The organism is Streptomyces sp. 2-1 (assembly GCF_048564895.1).
GTDB classification, from domain to species: Bacteria; Actinomycetota; Actinomycetes; order Streptomycetales; family Streptomycetaceae; genus Streptomyces; species Streptomyces phaeochromogenes.
The window spans coordinates 7,996,762-8,015,902 of the sequence record NZ_CP183383.1 but is presented as its reverse complement, the minus strand read 5'-3'; the positions used below and the strand labels follow the sequence as shown (position 1 = coordinate 8,015,902).

At 69.9% G+C, this 19,141-nt stretch carries 13 protein-coding genes; 3 read left to right on the top strand and 10 right to left on the bottom strand.

All coding sequences use genetic code 11. The features are described from left to right. Positions 1-123 precede the first annotated feature (123 nt). On the top strand, positions 124-1,671 hold the full coding sequence (locus ACN20J_RS35270; protein ID WP_189841089.1) for an MFS transporter: 1,548 nt from the start codon (positions 124-126) through the stop codon (positions 1,669-1,671). Positions 1,672-1,817: 146 nt separating this feature from the next. Here ACN20J_RS35270 and ACN20J_RS35265 read toward each other — a convergent pair whose 3' ends face one another. From ACN20J_RS35265 to ACN20J_RS35250, 4 genes are all read right to left on the bottom strand, one after another. Next, entirely contained in the window at positions 1,818-3,599 is a 1,782-nt protein-coding gene (locus ACN20J_RS35265; protein WP_419667551.1) for a DUF4153 domain-containing protein, read from the bottom strand. 335 nt (positions 3,600-3,934) lie between these two features. Beyond that, positions 3,935-4,846 (bottom strand): ADP-ribosylglycohydrolase family protein, encoded by a 912-nt coding sequence (locus ACN20J_RS35260; protein WP_189841088.1) that lies wholly within the window; start codon positions 4,844-4,846, stop codon positions 3,935-3,937. Between the two features lie 12 nt (positions 4,847-4,858). Beyond that, positions 4,859-5,518 (bottom strand): histidine phosphatase family protein, encoded by a 660-nt coding sequence (locus ACN20J_RS35255; protein ID WP_189841087.1) that lies wholly within the window; start codon positions 5,516-5,518, stop codon positions 4,859-4,861. A gap of 82 nt (positions 5,519-5,600) precedes the next feature. Next, positions 5,601-6,206, bottom strand: a complete 606-nt coding sequence (locus tag ACN20J_RS35250; RefSeq protein ID WP_055617265.1) for a YdbC family protein — start codon at positions 6,204-6,206, stop codon at positions 5,601-5,603. A gap of 154 nt (positions 6,207-6,360) precedes the next feature. On the opposite strand from ACN20J_RS35250, the gene ACN20J_RS35245 reads away from it, so the two are divergent. Continuing rightward, positions 6,361-6,894, top strand: coding sequence for a TerD family protein (locus ACN20J_RS35245; protein ID WP_189841086.1), 534 nt, complete (start codon positions 6,361-6,363; stop codon positions 6,892-6,894). 85 nt (positions 6,895-6,979) lie between these two features. Here the strand turns inward: ACN20J_RS35245 and ACN20J_RS35240 are convergent, their stop codons facing one another. Then, on the bottom strand, positions 6,980-9,874 hold the full coding sequence (locus ACN20J_RS35240) for a vitamin B12-dependent ribonucleotide reductase (RefSeq protein WP_189841085.1): 2,895 nt from the start codon (positions 9,872-9,874) through the stop codon (positions 6,980-6,982). Between the two features lie 148 nt (positions 9,875-10,022). Next, positions 10,023-10,574 carry a transcriptional regulator NrdR gene (gene nrdR / locus ACN20J_RS35235; protein ID WP_189841084.1) on the bottom strand — a complete coding sequence of 184 codons (552 nt, stop codon included), beginning with the start codon at positions 10,572-10,574 and terminating at the stop codon, positions 10,023-10,025. Positions 10,575-11,095: 521 nt separating this feature from the next. Between nrdR and lexA the strand changes: the two genes are divergently transcribed. Next, positions 11,096-11,875 carry a transcriptional repressor LexA gene (gene lexA / locus ACN20J_RS35230; RefSeq protein ID WP_055617269.1) on the top strand — a complete coding sequence of 260 codons (780 nt, stop codon included), beginning with the start codon at positions 11,096-11,098 and terminating at the stop codon, positions 11,873-11,875. Positions 11,876-11,991: 116 nt separating this feature from the next. Here the strand turns inward: lexA and ACN20J_RS35225 are convergent, their stop codons facing one another. From ACN20J_RS35225 to ACN20J_RS35210, 4 genes are all read right to left on the bottom strand, one after another. Beyond that, positions 11,992-14,013 (bottom strand): ATP-dependent DNA helicase, encoded by a 2,022-nt coding sequence (locus ACN20J_RS35225; RefSeq protein ID WP_419667550.1) that lies wholly within the window; start codon positions 14,011-14,013, stop codon positions 11,992-11,994. Between the two features lie 112 nt (positions 14,014-14,125). Next, positions 14,126-16,084 carry an IucA/IucC family protein gene (locus tag ACN20J_RS35220; RefSeq protein ID WP_373310726.1) on the bottom strand — a complete coding sequence of 653 codons (1,959 nt, stop codon included), beginning with the start codon at positions 16,082-16,084 and terminating at the stop codon, positions 14,126-14,128. Between the two features lie 57 nt (positions 16,085-16,141). Continuing rightward, positions 16,142-17,017 (bottom strand): GNAT family N-acetyltransferase, encoded by an 876-nt coding sequence (locus ACN20J_RS35215; protein WP_189841082.1) that lies wholly within the window; start codon positions 17,015-17,017, stop codon positions 16,142-16,144. 39 nt (positions 17,018-17,056) lie between these two features. Further along, positions 17,057-19,117: an IucA/IucC family protein gene (locus ACN20J_RS35210; protein WP_189841081.1), complete on the bottom strand. Its 2,061-nt coding sequence runs from the start codon at positions 19,115-19,117 to the stop codon at positions 17,057-17,059. Positions 19,118-19,141: the final 24 nt, after the last annotated feature.

The window sequence follows — 19,141 nt, the reverse complement described above, 5'->3', positions numbered from 1 at the left end:
GGTCAAGTGACGCAAAGCGGTAGCGACTTCAGTGAACGCTTGCGTTCACTGTCGGGGACTCACTACCGTTTGACGCGGCAGTGAACGCGAGCGTTCACTAACGCACTCGTGGGGGACTTGATAGTGACAACCTCTCCGTTGACCAAAGAACCAAAGCCAGGAGCGGCCCGCCGGGAGGGGCATCCCGGCATCGCACTCACCGTCATCGCGGCCTGCCAACTCATGGTGGTACTCGACGCGACGATTGTGAACATAGCCCTCCCGCACATTCAAAACGCGCTGGAGTTCTCCACCACCGACCTCACCTGGGTCGTCAGCGCGTACACGCTCACCTTCGGCGGTCTGCTGCTGCTCGGCGGCCGGGCCGGTGACATTCTCGGCCGTCGCCGGGTCTTCATGACCGGCATCCTGCTCTTCACGCTCGCCTCGCTGCTCGGCGGATTCGCCCAGGAACCCTGGCAGTTGCTGGCCGCACGCGCCCTCCAGGGCGTCGGTGGCGCGATCGCGTCACCGACCTCGCTGGCACTGATCACCACGACGTTTCCCGAAGGGCCCGAGCGCAACAGGGCGTTCGGAGTCTTCGCCGCGGTCTCGGCAGGCGGCGGCGCGATCGGCCTGCTGGCCGGCGGCATGCTCACCGAGTGGCTCGACTGGCGCTGGGTGCTCTTCGTCAACGTACCCATCGGTGTGCTGATCGCCGTGCTCGCACCGCTCTACATCAGCGAGTCCGAACGGCATCCGGGGCGCTTCGACATAGCGGGCGCGCTGACCTCGACGGCCGGCATGGCGTCGCTCGTCTACGGCTTCATCCGGGCCGCGGAGGAGGGCTGGCGGGACAGCCTCACCATCGGCTCCTTCGGCGCGGCGGTGGTCCTGCTGACCGCGTTCGCGCTGGTCGAGTCCCGGGCGAAGGAACCGATCACACCACTGCGGATGTTCGCCGACCGCAACCGCTCCGGCACGTACGTGATCATGCTGAGCCTGGCCGCGGCGATGTTCGGCATGTTCTTCTTCATCGTCCTCTTCGTGCAGAACGTGCTGAGTTACACGCCGATCGAGGCGGGCCTGGCCTTCCTCCCCGTGACGGTCGCTATCGCCATCGGTGCGGGTCTGTCGCAGAAGTTCCTGCCGGTGCTCGGCCCGAAGCCGTTCATGATGGTCGGCTCGGCCCTCGTCGCACTCGGGCTCGGCTGGCTGACCTTCATGGACCCCGGGAGTACGTACGTCGGCGGGATCCTCGGTCCGATGCTGCTGTTCGCCTTCGGCATGGGTCTGAACTTCGTGACACTGACCCTGACCGCGGTCTCCGGGGTCGCCGTGCACGAGGCGGGCGCTGCCTCCGGCCTGCTCAACGCCACGCAGCAGGTGGGTGGTTCGCTCGGCCTCTCCATCCTGACCACCGTCTTCGGCACGGCCAGTCGTAACGAGGCGGAGAAGCAGGTCGCGGACTTCATGGCCACCGCCTCGGCCGAACAGAAGGCGGAGTTCGCCAAGACCCAGCAGTTGCCCGCTCCCTGGAGCCACGAGGTGCTGTCCCAGGGGATCTCCACGGCCTTCATCCCGGCCGTCGCGATGGCGGTGCTCGCCCTGGCCGTCGCCGCGTTGGTGATCCGGGTCCGCAAGAGCGACCTGGACGCCCTGGCGGGCACGGCCGGACCCGCCGCGGGCTGAACGACAGGAACGACGCAGAACAGGAACAACAGGAACAGGGCCGGACCGCCGTACTGAGTACGGCGGTCCGGCCCTGTCGTTCGTTCGTACGCGTCCCTCGACGAGGATTCCTCGCAGGCGCGTACGCGGTCCGTGCGCGCCCCGCCTCAGCGGTATGCCAGCTCGGTGCTCAGGCGGTTGCACACGTTCCAGTCGGCGTCGGGTGACAGCGGCCGTCCGTCGAGGATGTCCCGGGCGCGCGCCTCGCCCAGGCTGGTGGCGTACCAGGACTTGTCCGCCCCCTCCAGGTCCTGCGCAATGGACCGCAGGGCACAGGAACGCAGCGGCTCGTCAAGTTTGTCGAGAGCCGGTGCGGCATCGGCGGACAGCCCGCGCGCGTAGTCGAGGTCGAACGAGCCCTTCGCCTCGTACCGCTGGACGTTGCGCTCCGCGATCAGCGCGTCCGGCGACACCAGCCCGAAGGCGAGCACTCCCGCGGCGGCGCTCGCCAGGACCGCGCGCGGCAGCCAGCGGGCGCCCCAGACGCCGGCCGCCATGATGAGCACGATGACCAGGCCGAGCCAGAGCTCCACGGTCACCACGGAGATCCGCAGTCGCGTCAGCCCGTACGCCTCCACGTACATGTCCATACGCCGCACCGCCGACGCCACGACGACGAGCGCGAGGACGCACAGGGCGCCGAGGACGGCACGCACCAGCGTCCAGTCGCCGGAGCTGTCACGAGGGGCCCAGCGGAGGGCGAAGACGATGACGAGGAGGGTGAGGAGCGTAACCAGCAGCAGCTGCCAGAAACCCTGGCGCGCGTACTCGGCGTACGTCTGGCCGGTCTTGTCCAGTACGGCGTCGTATCCGCCGAACAGGACGGCGAGCTGGACCGCGTTGAAGACCGCGAAGAGGGCGGCAAGCACGATCAGGGGCAGCGCCCACTCGACACGTCCCCGCGGGCGGCCCGCCGGGACCTCGACGCGGTCCCACTGAACGGGTGCGGCGGCCGTGTGCGCCACCACGAGCGCCCCGACCACACCGATCACGAACAGGAGGACGTGCCAGGGTCCTCCGGAGACCGACGCGTCCGGCACGAGACCGCCGAGGAGGTCCGCGAAGGCGGCGTCCGCCCCGGCGAAGAGCGCGCCGAAGACCACCAGCAGGACCGCGGCAACGGCGAGCGCGCGGACCACCGGGCCCACGTTGCCCCGGGCACCGCCGGACCGCTCCCGCAGGCCGCTCCAGCCCCAGAGGGGACCCGTGACCAGCGAGGTGTAGAGACCGATCGGGCCGAACAGCACCCCTGTCCAGGTGCGACCGCCGTGCAGAGCGAGCGAGCCCGCCGCCACGGCGGCCAGCACGGCGAGGAACGACGGCCAGTCGGCGTCACGGAGCGCCGGCACGCTCAGCAGGGCAAGCCCTCCGACACCCCACACCAGCGTCCAGCGGTGCGGTCGCCGGCCCGCCGCCTGAGCCGCGTAGTACGCGCCGAGCGCGGCCGGTATCGCCACCAGCAGGAGGTTGAGGGCCAGGCCGTCGCCGAGCAGGAGCATGCTGAGTACGCCGGTGGCGAGGGCGGCCCAGAGCGTGGCGTCGCGGATGGGGGCCGGGGGCTTCGCCTGGACGTCGGCGAACCAGGATTCGACGACTGGGCCGGTGCCGGGGCCGTCCCACTCTTCGTCCTCGTCGGGGTCCCGGGTGTCTACGTCCCGCGTCTCGGCTTTGCGTTTCTCGAAATCGGTCCCACCTGAACCCGTCCCACCAGAACCCGTCCCGCCTGCACGAGCCCTGCCCGAACCGGACCCCCCGGAGTCACCCCGCGCGGAGTCACCCTTCGAGAGCGCGCCACCTGTACGGGCCGCGGGCGCCTCGTCCGCGGGGCCCTCAGGCGCCTTCGGTGCCTCGGGTATCTCGGGCTCCCCGGCGTCGGTGCCGGGCTTCACCCCTGAATCGTTCGAGGCCGACCCTCTCGGCTCGGCCTCGGACGGCGTGTCGGACACGGGACCCCCTCCCGACCGGTCCGGGCAGCGCAGCTCGTGGCTGCCGCGGAAGCCCAGGGACCGGTGTCTCGTCGGCGCACGCCCGTGATCATCAACGGGCGGCGTGGCGGAAAGGTTAACCGTGGGACACGCGGCACGGCCGGTCACCGGCCCTCTGTGGCAGGGCTGTGACAGTGACAGACGCTTGGGGCGGGAGGAAACGGGCAGGCACAGCGCCTCACCGACAGCCGAACGAAAACCTGCCCCGGAGCCCTACGTCGCAGCCCTGCCCCGCAGCCTCAGCCCGCAGCCGTCGCCGACAGCCACTCCGGAAGCGCCTCGGTCCGCTCCACCCACTCCGCAGGCGGCGACCCGGCCTTCCCCGCGGCCACGACGCCTCCGACGATGGCACAGGTCGTGTCCATGTCGCCGCCGACCTGGGCGGTCGCCCAGAAGCCCTCTTCGTAGTCGCCGAGGGCCCGCGCCGCCGACCACAGGGCGAACGGCACGGTGTCGTGCGCGGTCGTACGCCGCCCGCAGCCGAGGACCGCGGCGACGGTCGTCGTATCTCCGTAGTCGAGCATGTCCCGGGCACGCCGCAGACCGGCTTCCACGGCGCTGCGCGGCACCAGGGCGATGACGCCGTCGAGCAGCGCCCCGGGGGTCGGCGGGCCGCCCGGCGCGGCGGCCAGAGCGGCTGCCGCGGCGACGGCCATGGCGCCGACAACGGCTTCGCGGTGCTGGTGCGTGGGGTAGGCGGAGATCTCGGCCTGGTGCGTGGCCTGCTCAGGATCGTCCGCGTACCAGGCACCCAGGGGGGCGATCCGCATCGCCGCGCCGTTCCCCCACGAGCCCTGTCCCTTGAAGAGGGCCGAGGCCAGCTCGCGCCAGTCGCCGCCCTCCCGGACCAGCCGCAGCAGCCGGTTGACCGCCGGGCCGTAGCCGCGGTCGAAGTCGTGGTGCTCGGCGAAGGAGCGGGCCAGCGCATCCTGGTCGATACGGCGGTGGACGGCCAGAGTGGCCACTACGGAGGAGGCCATTTCCGTGTCGTCGGTCCACTGCCAGGGGCCGGGCGGCAGCCCGCGGCGCTTGAGCAGCGGATAGTTCGCGGGCACGAAGAACTGCGAGCCCAGCGCGTCCCCGACCGCGAGTCCGCGAAGGCTGGCCAGGGCGCGGTCCAGGCGCCCGTCGGGAGAGGAGTCAACGGTCATCGCTCTGCCACTCTATCCGGTGACTCCGTACGGTTCCGGATCACGCCAGCGTTCGAATGGACGGTCAAGCGTGTACTTGCCGTCCTCCCCGAGAACGAGCATGCGCACCTCCGCGTTCCCCGGGTTCGCCAGCGACTCGAATTCCGCGACCGTCCAGTGGAACCAGCGCATACAGAACAGCCGCATGGCGAGGCCGTGGGTCACGAGGAGCACGTTGGGCGGATGATCGGGGGCCTCGAAGCTCCGGAAGAGGCTCTCCAGGAAGCCGCCGACCCGGTCGTACACATCGGCGCCGGACTCGCCCTGCGCGAAACGGTAGAAGAAGTGCCCGTACGCGTCGCGGTACGCCTTCTGCAGCCGTACGTCGTCCCGGTCCTGCCAGTTCCCCCAGTCCTGTTCGCGCAGCCGCGGCTCCTCGCGTACGCGAACCTTCCCGGGGTCGAGGTGGAAGGCCCGGAAGGTCTCGTGCGTGCGGCGGTACGGGGAGACGTAAACGCTTACGCGCTCGTCGCCGAGGACCTCTCGGATCCGTTTGCCCGTCTCCTCAGCCTGCCGCCACCCCTTCTCGGTGAGCGCCAGGGCGTGGTCGGGTTCACGCTCGTACACCGAGTCATCGGCATTGCCCACCGACTCGCCGTGCCGGACAAGGACGATGCGCCGTGGACGTGCCATACCGGAACCCTAGATCGAGTTGCGCCCGATCGAGCACTCGTACGGGCTCTATACGGCACAGGTCACATAAATCGCGCGCGTCTCAGACCGTCCAGGACGGTTCCAACTGGACGATGTCGCCCGTGAGCGCCGCGACGTCCGCCTCCAGCTGGGCCCGCAGGGCGAGCCGCTCCACCCGCTCGGCCCGGTACTTGCCGTGCTCGGCGGCCGACTGCCACATGGACAGGACCAGGAACTCGTGGCCCGGCGCCTCGCCGAACAGGCCCCTCACCATGCCGGGCGAGCCGGCCATCGCCGGGTTCCACACCTTCTCCTGCATCAGCGCGAAATGCTCGGCGCGCTCCTCGTGGACGCGACAGTGCGCCACCCGGACCAGATCGGTCTCCGTGAAACGCGGTTCGAAGCCGGTCTTCACGTCGAAACGGTGATCGAAGAGTTTGCTCTGCGCGTCCTTGAAGGTGCCCGACTGGGCAGCGGCCAGCCGGTCATGGGAGCGCGCCATGAAGGAGTCGTAGAAGGCACGGCTCTCCCAGAAGGCGAAGATGTGGGCCACTCCGGGCCTTCCCCGGCTCCAGCCCCCGCCCTGCCCCCGGAAACCCGGCTCCCCCAGAAGTCCCGCCCATTTCCGCTGCCCCCGTTCAAAACCGCGGCGGTCCACCACGGTGCAGCGAATCCACTTGACCAGCACCGCGCCATCGTACGGCCCAGGAACGTGGCGTCGGTCACGCTCGGGCGGACTGTGGCCGCCCGTGCGCCCCCATGTGCGTGGCACGATGGGCAACACGCCTCACCTGCCAGGCAGTTGAGGCGCCCGACACAGGGTGACCACGAGGGGAGAACCGGTGAACGGCCTCAACAAGGGCATCAACAAGGTCGAGATCTCGGTGAAATGGGATCCCAGTCCCGCAGGCGAACCGGCCACCGATCTCGACATCGTCGCCGCCACCTACCTCGCGACCGACACGCACAAAAACCCTGACTACGTAGTGCACTTCGACAGCCGCTCGCCGGACGGCACGATCTATCTCAACCGGGACAGCAAGGACGGCAAGGGCTTCGGCTGGGACGAGGTGATGACCCTGGAGCTCACGCGCCTCGACAAGCGGTACGCGCGCGTGGTCGTCGGCGTCGCCATCCAGCAGCGCTCCGGACGGTCCACCTTCGTCGGCGTGCACAACCCGGGCCTGCGGATCCGCGAGGGCTACAACGTCCTGGCCGAGGGCGATTTCGGCAGCGTCCTGGGCTCGACGGCCACCACGGTCGCGGACTTCGTACGCGACGACTCCGGAGAGTGGACCTTCCAGTCGGACATCCGCGGCTTCGACGCCGACCCGGCGACCTTCGCCAGGATCATGGGCAGCCCCCAGGAGTCCTGACCGCCGCACCCACGCACGCCGAAGGGGCGGTACGGCCGGTGGCCGTACCGCCCCTCACGGTGTGTGGATCAACTGCGGGTGCGGATCAGCTGCAGCCGCTGGTCGAGCCGCAGCCCTCGCAGATGTAGCAGGAGCCGGCCCGCTGCATCTTCGTGCCGCAGGAGAAGCACAGCGGGGCGTCCGCCTGGATGCCCAGCTGCATCTCCACCAGTTCGGCGCTGGTGTGGGCCTGCTGCGGGGCGGGCTTGGCCGCCTCGACCGCTGCCTTCGGTGTGGCGACGGCCTTCAGTTCCTGCGCGCGGGGCGCGGACTGGGCGAGACCCTCGACGTCCAGCTCTTCGTCGGTCGGCTCGTACGAGCCCGTCTCCAGGTGGCGCTGACGCTCGTCGGCGGAGTGGATGCCGAGCGCGGATCGCGTCTCGAAGGGCAGGAAGTCGAGCGCCAGGCGGCGGAAGATGTAGTCGACGATCGACTGCGCCATCCGCACGTCCGGGTCGTCCGTCATACCGGCCGGCTCGAAGCGCATGTTGGTGAACTTCGAGACGTACGTCTCCAGGGGCACGCCGTACTGCAGGCCTACGGAGACGGCGATCGAGAAGGCGTCCATCATGCCCGCGAGGGTGGAGCCCTGCTTGGACATCTTCAGGAAGACCTCGCCGAGACCGTCGTCCGGGTAGGAGTTGGCGGTCATGTAGCCCTCGGCGCCGCCCACCGTGAAGGAGGTGGTGATGCCGGGACGGCCCTTGGGGAGACGCTTGCGGACCGGGCGGTACTCGACGACCTTCTCGACCGCGGCACGGATGGTCTCCTCGGCCTTGGCCGTGACCTCGACCTTCTCCTTCTCCTTGGTCTTCGCGGAGAGGGGCTGGCCGACCTTGCAGTTGTCGCGGTAGATCGCGAGCGCCTTGACGCCCATCTTCCACGCCTCGAAGTAGACCTCTTCGACGTCCTCGACGGTCGCCGTCTCCGGCAGGTTGACCGTCTTGGAGAGCGCGCCGGAGATCCACGGCTGGATCGCGGCCATCATGCGGACGTGGCCCATCGCGGAGATGGAGCGCTCGCCCATGGCGCAGTCGAAGACCTCGTAGTGCTCGTGCTTGAGGCCCGGGGCGTCGACGACATTGCCGTGATCGGCGATGTGGGCGACGATCGCCTCGATCTGCTCCTCCTGGTAGCCCAGGCGGCGCAGGGCCTGCGGGACGGTGCCGTTGACGATCTGCATCGAGCCGCCGCCGACCAGCTTCTTGAACTTGACCAGCGCGAGGTCGGGCTCAAGACCGGTGGTGTCGCAGGACATCGCGAGACCGATGGTGCCGGTCGGGGCGATGACCGAGGCCTGCGCGTTGCGGAATCCGTTCTTCTCACCGAGGCGCAGGACGTCCTGCCAGGCCTCCGTGGCGGCGGCCCAGACCGGCGAGTCCAGGTCGTCCACGCGGACGGCCACGGCGTTGGCGTCGGAGTGCTGCTTCATGACGCGCTGGTGCGGCTGCGCGTTGCGGGCGTAGCCGTCGTACGGGCCGACGACCGCGGCGAGTTCGGCGGAGCGCTTGTACGAGGTGCCGGTCATCAGCGAGGTGATGGCGCCGGCGAGGGAGCGGCCGCCGTCGGAGTCGTACGCGTGACCGGTCGCCATCAGGAGGGCGCCGAGGTTGGCGTAGCCGATGCCCAACTGGCGGAAGGCGCGGGTGTTCTCGCCGATCTTCTGCGTCGGGAAGTCCGCGAAGCAGATGGAGATGTCCATCGCGGTGATGACCAGCTCGACGACCTGCGAGAAGCGCTCGACCTCGAAGGACTGGTGGCCGAGGCCGTCGTCCTTCAGGAACTTCATCAGGTTCAGCGAGGCGAGGTTGCAGGACGTGTTGTCCAGGTGCATGTACTCGCTGCACGGGTTCGAGCCGTTGATCCGGCCGGACTCCGGGCAGGTGTGCCAGGCGTTGATGGTGTCGTCGTACTGGATGCCGGGGTCGGCACAGGCCCAGGCCGCCTCGGCCATCTTGCGGAAGAGCTCCTTGGCGTCGACCTCCTCGATGACCTCGCCGGTCATGCGGGCGCGCAGGCCGAACTTGTCGCCGTTCTCCACGGCCTTCATGAACTCGTCGTTCACGCGGACCGAGTTGTTGGCGTTCTGGTACTGGACGGACGTGATGTCGTCGCCGCCCAGGTCCATGTCGAAGCCCGCGTCGCGCAGGGCGCGGATCTTCTCCTCTTCCTTCACCTTGGTCTCGATGAAGCCCTCGATGTCGGGGTGGTCGACGTCGAGGATGACCATCTTGGCCGCGCGGCGGGTGGCGCCGCCCGACTTGATCGTTCCTGCGGAGGCGTCGGCACCGCGCATGAAGGAGACGGGACCCGAGGCGTTGCCGCCCGAGGAGAGCAGTTCCTTGGAGGAACGGATACGGGAGAGGTTCAGGCCGGCGCCCGAGCCGCCCTTGAAGATCATGCCCTCTTCCTTGTACCAGTCGAGAATCGACTCCATGGAGTCGTCGACGGCCAGGATGAAGCAGGCGGAGACCTGCTGGGGCTGGGGCGTACCGACGTTGAACCACACCGGGCTGTTGAAGCTGAAGATCTGGTGCAGGAGGGCGTAGGCCAGCTCGTGCTCGAAGATCTCGGCGTCGGCGGGCGAGGCGAAGTACTTGTTGTCCTCGCCGGCCTTCCGGTACGTCTTCACGATGCGGTCGATGAGCTGCTTGAGGCTCACCTCGCGCTGCGGGGTGCCCACAGCGCCGCGGAAGTACTTACTGGTGACGATGTTGACCGCGTTCACCGCCCACTCGGCGGGGAACTCGACGCCACGCTGCTCGAAATTGACCGAGCCGTCGCGCCAGTTGGTCATGACGACGTCACGGCTCGCCCACTCGACCTCGTCGTACGGGTGCACACCCGGAGTCGTGTGGATCCGCTCGATGCGCAGTCCCTTGTTCGCCTTCGTCCCCTTGGCTCGGGAACTCCGCGCCGGACCGCTCGCCGTCTCTGTCATGCCGCCTCCCTGTATCGGGCTAAAACGCCCAGAAGTGCCTCGTTCTTCCCGTGGCACGGTGTGTGTCTGAATGCCACGAGCCACGCGTACGCGTCCGCTCGCAACAGGTCTGTGGTCGCCGCCGTCCGGGCCGGGCCGGCCCTTCTCGTCAGTCGGCGGCGCTGGCGGGCACGGGGACTTCGACAGTCCCTCCGGACCCGCGGTCGATTCCCTGGCATCCCTCGCCCGCGTCTTCGTCGGCCGCGGCGGGGTGCTGCGTCTCTTCCCTGAGTTCAGTGATGGCGGCCTCGAAGTCCTCCAGCGAGTCGAACGCCCGATACACGGACGCGAAGCGCAGATAGGCGACGAGGTCGAGCTCCTGCAAGGGGCCGAGTATGGCCAGTCCCACGTCGTGGGTGGTCAGTTCGGCGCTTCCGGTGGCCCGCACCGCCTCCTCGACCCGCTGGCCGAGCTGAGCGAGTGCGTCCTCCGTGACAGGCCTTCCCTGGCACGCCTTGCGCACGCCGTTGATGACCTTGGTACGACTGAAGGGCTCGGTGACTCCGGACCGCTTGACCACCATGAGCGAGCACGTCTCCACGGTCGTGAAACGACGGGAGCAGTCGGGACACTGGCGGCGCCTGCGGATCGACGTACCGTCGTCCGTCGTACGGCTGTCGACGACGCGGCTGTCGGGGTGCCTGCAGAAGGGGCAGTGCATCGAACTCCAACCCTCCTCACACAAGCACGACTCAATAGCCTCGTCAGGGCCCTTGAGCCCCTCGAAGCAGCCCCCAGCATAGGCGATGACCATGGGTCCGGAAGACCGGGGGACCACAACTTCTGGGCTGCTGCTGCAATCCAACCACTAGATGTGGGGATTGGCTCGTAAATTCACACCCGGCGCGCGTGTCGCACCGTATTGGCATGTGCCGCACGGCCATACCCGTGAGAGGCGTACGGGGATACGGTGGGCGCCACAGGGGCAGGGGGCCGGTTCCCGGCCGACGGGACACCTGGTGGCAGACTGACCCTCGCCCCGCTCCGGCCCACAAGGCCATCGCCCCGGCGGTGAAGAGTACAGCAATGAGCGCTTTTGTCCGCCCGGTGCAGCGTTAGCCATACACCCAGACACGTGATCGCGTCAGGCCATCCACACTTTTTCACTCGAACGTGTGTTTGGCGCAACCTTTCGAAAGCAACTACCGTTGTCCAGCAGGGAGACGAACGAGAGGGGCCGACGTGACCACCACCGCAGACAGTGCCACCATCACTGCCCAGGACCGCTCCCAGGGCCGATTTGAGCCGGTGCATGCCATGAATGAAGTGAACCAGGAGGGGCCCAAGCCCACACGCTCCCTGCCGGGCCGACCTCCAGGTATCCGGGCGGACAGCTCCGGACTCACCGACCGGCAGCGCCGGGTGATCGAGGTCATCAGGGACTCCGTGCAGCGGCGCGGATACCCGCCGTCGATGCGGGAGATCGGACAGGCCGTCGGCCTCTCCAGCACCTCCTCGGTCGCACACCAGTTGATGGCACTGGAGCGCAAGGGCTTCCTGCGCCGCGACCCGCACCGACCGCGGGCCTACGAGGTCCGGGGATCCGACCAGTCCACCGCGCAGCCCACCGACACGGCGGGCAAGCCGGCCGCGTCGTACGTCCCGCTGGTCGGCCGGATCGCCGCCGGTGGCCCGATCCTCGCCGAGGAGTCGGTCGAGGACGTGTTCCCGCTGCCCCGGCAGCTGGTGGGTGACGGCGAGCTCTTCGTCCTGAAGGTCGTCGGAGACTCGATGATCGAGGCCGCGATCTGTGACGGCGACTGGGTGACGGTCCGCCGCCAGCCGGTCGCGGAGAACGGCGACATCGTGGCGGCCATGCTGGACGGCGAGGCGACGGTCAAGCGCTTCAAGCGCGAGGACGGCCACGTGTGGCTGCTCCCGCACAACTCCGCGTACCAGCCGATCCCCGGCGACGAGGCCACCATCCTCGGCAAGGTCGTGGCGGTTCTGCGGCGGATCTGACTCCGCCCCTGACCGGGCCCCGGGACCCCTGCGCCGGTTCCGGGGCCCTGTGCTGTCCCCATGTGCGCATGTCAGTGGCCCGCCCCCGGCCTCAGCCGGGGGCGGGCCACTGACGTCTACGCCTCTTCCGCCATCGCCTCTTCGACCGTCTGTTCCGCTTCTCGCTCCAGTTCCGCCTTCTTCGCCACCTCGTCGATGGCGGCCAGCGACCTGCGGACCTGGTTACGGTCCGTCGTGAACCAGAACTCGGGCAGTGACGCCTTGAGATAGCTGCCGTAGCGGGCCGTGGCGAGCCGCTGGTCCAGCACGGCGACCACACCGCGGTCCCCCGTCGCCCGTACGAGGCGGCCGGCGCCCTGGGCCATCAGCAGGGCCGCGTGGGTGGCCGCGACGGCCATGAAGCCGTTGCCCCCGGCGTCCTCGACCGCCTTCTGGCGGGCGCTCATCAGCGGGTCGTCGGGGCGGGGGAAGGGGATCTTGTCCATGACGACCAGCTGGCAGCTGGCGCCCGGGACGTCCACGCCCTGCCAGAGCGAGAGCGTGCCGAAGAGGCAGGTCTTCGGGTCCGCCGCGAAGTTCTTGATCAGCTCGCCGAGCGTCTCCTCGCCCTGGAGCAGGATGGGGAACTCCGGGATGCGGGAACGCAGTTCCTCCGCGGCGAGCTGGGCCGCCCGCATCGAGGAGAACAGGCCGAGCGTGCGGCCACCGGCGGCCTGGATCAGCTCGGTGAGCTCGTCGAGCATGTCCCCGCGGTCGCTGTCGCGCGCGGGCCGCGCGAGGTGCTTCGCGACGTACAGGATGCCCTGCTTGCCGTAGTCGAAGGGCGAACCGACGTCGATGCCCTTCCAGGGCGGGATGTCCTCGCCCTCGACGCCTTCCGGGGCCAGGCCCAGTGAGGCACCCACGCCGTTGAAGTCGCCGCCGAGCTTGAGCGTGGCCGAGGCCAGGACGACGGAGCGGTCCGTGAAGAGCTTCTCGCGCAGCAGGCCCGACACGGACATCGGAGCGACCCGCAGGGAGGCACCGAAGCGGTCGTGCCGCTCGTACCAGACGACGTCCCACTCGGAGCCGTTCGTGATCCGCTCCGCCACGTCGTGGACCGACTCCACGGAGGCGAGGGCCTGTTTGCGGACCGCGTCCTCGTCGCTGACGGACTTGTCGCGGGTCGCGCCGATCGCCGAGATGACCGTACGCGCGGCGTCCCGCAACGCCATCAGCGCGTATCCGAGATCCTCGGGGACCTCCTCCAGGCGGCCGGGCAGAGCGAGCTCCATCAGGCGCTCGAAGCCCTCGGCGGCTGTCTGGAGCTGGTCGGCCGCCTTCTCGTTGACGAGCTTCGCGACGCGGCGCACGGCGCGGTTGACCTGGCCCGGGGTGAGCTCGCCGGTCGCGACGCCGGTGACGCGGGAGACCAGCTCGTGCGCCTCGTCCACGATCAGCACCTCGTGCTGCGGGAGGACCGGGGCGCCCTCGATGGCGTCGATCGCGAGGAGGGCGTGGTTGGTGACGACGACCTCCGCGAGCTTGGCGCGCTCGCGGGCCATCTCGGCGAAGCACTCCGCTCCGTAGGCACACTTCGAGGCGCCCAGGCACTCCCTGGAGGACACCGAGATCTGTGACCAGGCACGGTCCGAGACACCGGGGGTGAGATCGTCGCGGTCGCCCGTCTCGGTCTCGTCCGCCCAGTCCCGCATCCGCAGCAGGTCCTGGCCCAGCTTGCTGGTGGGAGCGGCCGCCTCGAACTGGTCGAAGAGGCCCTCCTCCTCGTCCTGCGGGACGCCTTCGTGGAGGCGGTGCAGGCACATGTAGTTCGACCGGCCCTTGAGCATCGCGAACTCGGGGCGGCGGCGCAGCAACGGATGCAGCGCGTCCACAGTGCGCGGCAGGTCCCGCTCCACGAGCTGGCGCTGGAGCGCCAAGGTGGCCGTCGCCACGACGACCCGCTCCCCGTGCGCGAGCGCGGGCACGAGGTAGCCGAGCGATTTTCCAGTACCCGTGCCGGCCTGGACCAGCAGATGGGAGCCGTCGTCGATGGCCTGCTCGACGGCTTCGGCCATGGTCACCTGGCCAGGGCGCTCCGTACCGCCGACGGCTGTGACGGCGGCATGCAGGAGTTCGGGGAGTGAGGGCTCTGTCATAGCCCGACCACCCTACGGGGCCGCACTGACAACCGGGCGATCAAGGCCGAGGCGAGGGACGCGATCAAGACGGCTGCACGATCGGTGACGAGGTCGGTCACGTCGTCGGTGATCATGGCTGGTGCAGCGGGTTCGGAACGGTGCCGTGCACGGCGGCGTGCGGGCGCTGGGGGCGGTCGCGGTAGCCGTCCAGATGCAGTCGGTTGCGGTTGAGGCACAGCCGCTCGATACGCGGAGTGAGCAGGTCGAACGTTTCGTAGCGCTCCTTGAGCTCCGGGAAGAGCCTGTGGTGACGGAGGATCTCCGCCCGGACGAGCGACCAGAACTCGGCCTCCGGAACGCCCAGTTGCGCCTCGCAGAGCGGCGCCAGATAGCGGAAGACACCGACGAAGAGCCCGGAGTGGATGAATTGCGTGAGGAAGGCGGCCGGTTCCGTGAGCAGCACGGCCCGTACGTCGTCCGGCATGGACGCGTGCTCGGGTAGCCGCTCGGCGCTGACGTTCACGTCGTCCACGAAGTCCTTCACCGCGAGCCGGACGGGTACGTCGTGGTCGTCGAAGACAACGATCGCGTTCTCGCCATGTGGGCTGAACACAGTGCCGTAGCGGTAGAGGAAGTGCAGCAGGGGCGGCAGCAGCGCGGCGAAGAGCCGGCGCAGCCAGATCCGCGGGGCCAGCCCCGAGCGCTCGACGAGCTCCGCCGTGAAGGCCCGGCCGTCGGGGTCGGTGTGCAGGAGGGCGGCCAGGGTGCGGGCGCGTTCACCGGGCGCCAGATGGCGGCAGAGCGGCTCGCGCCAGATCGCGCCGAGCAACTCCTTGTACTGGTACGGGACTTCCGGAAGCGTGTCGTACACGGGGTGTCCGACCGTGACGGACGCGACCTCGCCGAGGAGGATCACCCCGCAGGTGTCACGCAGGAAAGGGTCCGCGTCGCGCAGGCCGTGCATCCAGGCGGTGACAGCGGGTGCCGCGAGAGTGCGTTCCGTCGGGAGGCCGCGCCACACCAGGGTGTTGAGGACGGACAGCGGCAGTTTGACGGTGTGCCGGTCCGGGCGTGAGGTGTTGAGGAAGGTGCGGACCGACTGCTGGGGCAGGCGTAAATCGGCGTCCGGGGGCAGCGGAACGATGGCGCCGGCGGCGACGGAGGGCGCGAAGAGCGGCAGCACGACGTCGTTCCACTGCCAGGGGTGCACGGGCAGGTAGAGGTACGACTCCGGCGTGAGCCCACGCGCGCGTAGTGCGACGTCGTAGGACTCCCTGGTGGCGGGGTCGAGCTCGCGCGCGTAGAGCTCGTCCGCGGTCTCCAGGCCCGCGACGCCTCGGTATGTGGCCAGTGAGGTGTGCACCGCGATCCACGGCAGGGCCGTCCCTCTGCGGCCCTCGGGTGCCCAGTGGGCGGCGTCCGTGGCGGAGAAGCCGAGGCGGCCTTTGTTGAGGACGATCCAGGGGTGGCCCGTCTGATGGCCCTCCAGCTCGGCGTATCCGAGATCGGCGAGCCGGGCGGCGGGCAGTGCCGTGTGGTCGAGGCGCGCGTCCGCGGCGAGTGTGGTGGTCAGTTCCCGGATGACGTGCCCGAGGGTGGCGCCGTCGAGGCCGAGCGTGGCGCGGGCGCGGGTGAGGAAGTCGAGGGGGTCGGTGTAGAGGCGCGAGGGTCCCGGTCCTACGGCCTCGCCTGTCGCTCCGGTTGCCTCGGTCAGGGTGAGGGAGGACGGATCGACCTGCCAGCTGTCGTACGCGCCGCGGCGGGCGCGGAAGCCGACGATGCCGCCGGCGTCGAGGCGGAGGGTGTACGAACGCTCGTCGTCGGCGCCTGTGCCGGGCGGCGAATCGTCTCCTCTGGGGTCCGGAGCTCCGGCCGGTCCCGTGGCCTCGGGAGGACAGGTGGCTGCCACGGCCGCACCGGGGCTGTTCCCGTCCGCCTCGGGTACCAGGATCTCCTCGTGCGCGAACTCCCCGATCATCTTGGCGAGCAGGCGGCGCCCCGCTCTTTCCCATCGCTCCGGGCTCAGCTCGGGCGGGTCGTAGAGCCACGACGGCTCTCCGGGAGTCGGGGCGGCGGACTGGTTCGGCACGGGGACTCCTCGACTGGGAACCTGATCGGAGCGAGCGGTGTACTAAAAGTGACGGCGCTACAACAGATCGCGCAGGGCCCGATCCCTGACCATGAGGGCTGCCTTCTTGTCGGGCAGATCGACCTCGGCGGAGAACCGGAAGCCGGCACTGAGAAAGGCGGACACGGAGGGGATGTTGCGAAGGTCGGGTTCAGCGATGACGCGTGCGCACGAGGAACGACGGTCGAGGACGAGATCGGAGACGGCTCTGAGCAGAGTCGTGCCGAGTCCACGCCCGCGATTGGCGACACCGCCGATGAGGAGGTGGATACCGGTGTCGTGAAGGCGGGCGGGGTAATGACGGGCCAGGGGGTCGAGGTCCGCCCGGTAGATCTCCCAGTAGCTCATCGGCGTGCCGTCCAGCACGCCGAGACAGGGGACGCTGCGTCCGTCGCCGCCGAGCTGGGCGCGCAGATGGTCCTCGGTCGCCGTCCCGGGTCCGGAGAGCTCCCAGAAGGCGGCCACCGCAGGGTCGTTCATCCAGCGGCTGATGAGCGGGAGGTCTCGGTCGAGGTCTACGGGGACGAGGTGGAAGACGCCCGCGGCGGTGGCGGTCGGCCCCCAGGCACCGACACGGTCGAGCAGGTCGTCACCGGCCGGGGCGACCGGGGCGGGCCACGCTGTGCCCGGCGCCGAGGCCTGCGCCGTGCTCCGGCCCCCGCCGTTCCACTCTGCCCATTCCGCGGCTCCCCGGGCCGCTTCGGCCGTCGCTCCCCCGGCCGCCTCGCCCTGCGCTCCTCCGGCCTTCTCGGCCTGCTCGGCGAAGAACGCGAGGAGTTCGTCGGGCAGGCGCAGATCGAGGGTGTCCTCGGTGTCCGCACCGGGACCCGTGTCGCTGCCGGCGGTGGTGTAGGGGGCGGTACCGGCGTCGGTGCTCGCATCGGTGGGAGGCACGGCGACGCTCCTCTCAGGAGACGGGGTGGGTCATGTTCCTCAGGAATGAAGGGGGTTGGCGATGGTGACGTAGACGGACTGGGTGTCGACCGGACCGACGAGTTCGTCGAGTCCGTGCAGCCGGGTCAGCAGGTTGGCCTTGCAGCGCAGAACGGGTGAGTCGAGCAGCTGGGCGGGCAGGGAGGTACGCGGCCGGGCGGGCCCCGAGGCGACGTCGGTGAGAAATCGGCGGAAGGCGGCGAGCAGCAGCCGTTCGTCGGCGAGACGCTGGGAGCCGAAGGCCCCGATGAGGCCGAGCACGTTGTTGATGCCGAGGTAGTAGGCGAAGCGCTCGTCGGTGACCTCGTCGGAGACGAACGTGTCGCTCTGTTCACCGATGCCGGGAAGGCGCTTGTCCAGTTCCGCGCGCCGGGACTCGCGGAAGTAGTAGCCCTGGTTGTCGCGGTAGCGGCCGCCCGCGGGCCACCCTTCCTGGTCCAGCAGGAGCAGGGTGTTCTGCTGGTGGGCCTCCAGCGCGATGCCCGCCTCGCTGTCCAGCCAGAGGACGGGGCGGACGACCTGCTCCAGGTAGCGCAGGAACCACTCGGCGGCGACGGCACCGCGTGGCCGGCCCGTACGTCCGGCGAGCCGGGTGACGATCTCGGTGAGCCTGGCCCGAGTCGTGGTCCTGCTCTGCTCGGGGTGCTGCTGTCCGGTGGGCTGGGCCTGGGGCCTGGGTGAGACGAGTCCGGCGACGCAGGAGACGTCGTCCGTCGGCGTGAACGGATTGTGGCGGATCATCACGTCGAGGCCGGGCACGGGGTTGCCGTCCGGGTCGTTCACCGCGAGCCAGGCCGGGTCGCGGACGATGTCGAAGCCCGGGTGCGTGGCCTGCCACTGCTCGGCGAGGCCGCCGCGCAGCAGTCGGTGGACCTCGACACCGCGGTGGAGTTCCTTGCGGAGGTTCTCCCGGCGGGAGTTGGTGATGCGCAGGCCCAGCGAGAGCTTCAGCATCGCGGGGGCGTCGGAGCGGTAGACGGTGCGTACGGAGGAGGTGGGGTACCACGGGGAGCCATGGGGACCGAGGTCCAGGAGCAGCCCGGCGTCCAGAAGCTTCGCCGTGTCCGGGCGGTGGCGGATCTCGCGGACCTGCCAGGGGTGCATCGGCAGCGCGGCGTATCCGTCGGGCAACCGCAGCCCGGCGCCGGCGAGGCGGGAGGTGAGCTGCTCTGCGGGCACGAGGCGGCCTCGCTCGGTCCAGGCCGAGTCGGTGGCGAGCGCGGAGGGGGCGACGGCCATCCAGTGCAGGGGGAAGGAGCCGCGCAACTCGGGTGAGTAGAGCCGGGTTTCGGCCCCGGAGAGTCCCTCGCGGCTCTTCGGGGTGGGGTGCAGCGGGTGGCCGAGCAGCAGCGCCTGCTCGGCCGAGAGGAAGAGGTCGGGGCCGTCGGCGGGATTCTCCCTGCGGTCCGTGATGAAGAGGACGGTCCGCCGTACGGAGTCGGCGACTCGGCCGACCAGGTCACCGCCGTCGGCCGAGGCGTGGGCCTGGGACTGGGCCTGATCCTGGGCGGGAGCGTCCGCCGTGGCGAAGGCCTGGGGCTCAGCTGGAGCGTCCGCCGCAGCGGAGGCGATTGGCTCGGCGGGAGCGTCCGGGGCGGTGAGAGCGGTCGGCTGGGTGGGCGCGCCGGCCGTCGGGGTCTCGCGTCCCAGGAGGGCCGCGAGGGTGACCGCGTCCGTGGGAGGCGCCTGGTCGGGGGCGTCGGAGAGGTAGGGAGGGCCGAGGCGGTGCCACCCCGTGGAGGACCAGTAGTGAACGGGAACGACGAGGGCTGTGCCGCTCGCGGGGAGCGGGATGCGGAGGGTGCCGTCGTCGGGGGCGGCGAGGTCGTGCTCGCGTACCCAGCAGCGCAGCAGGTTCTCGATGGCGGCGGCCTGGGCCGCGGTGTGGGGGTCGGGGTGCTCCAGCAGGTCGGTGGTGGCGCCGCGCAGCCGTTCGGACTCCTGGGACCCGGTCTTCTGCCTGGGGACCGATTCGGCCCCCGACCCGAGCGGGGCCTGTGTGCCGCGCCCTCCTCGCTCGTGGGTGTAGGGGTGGCCGTCGGGTGCGGGGATGGCGTTCAAGAGGCTTCCTCGGGGGTGGTTCAG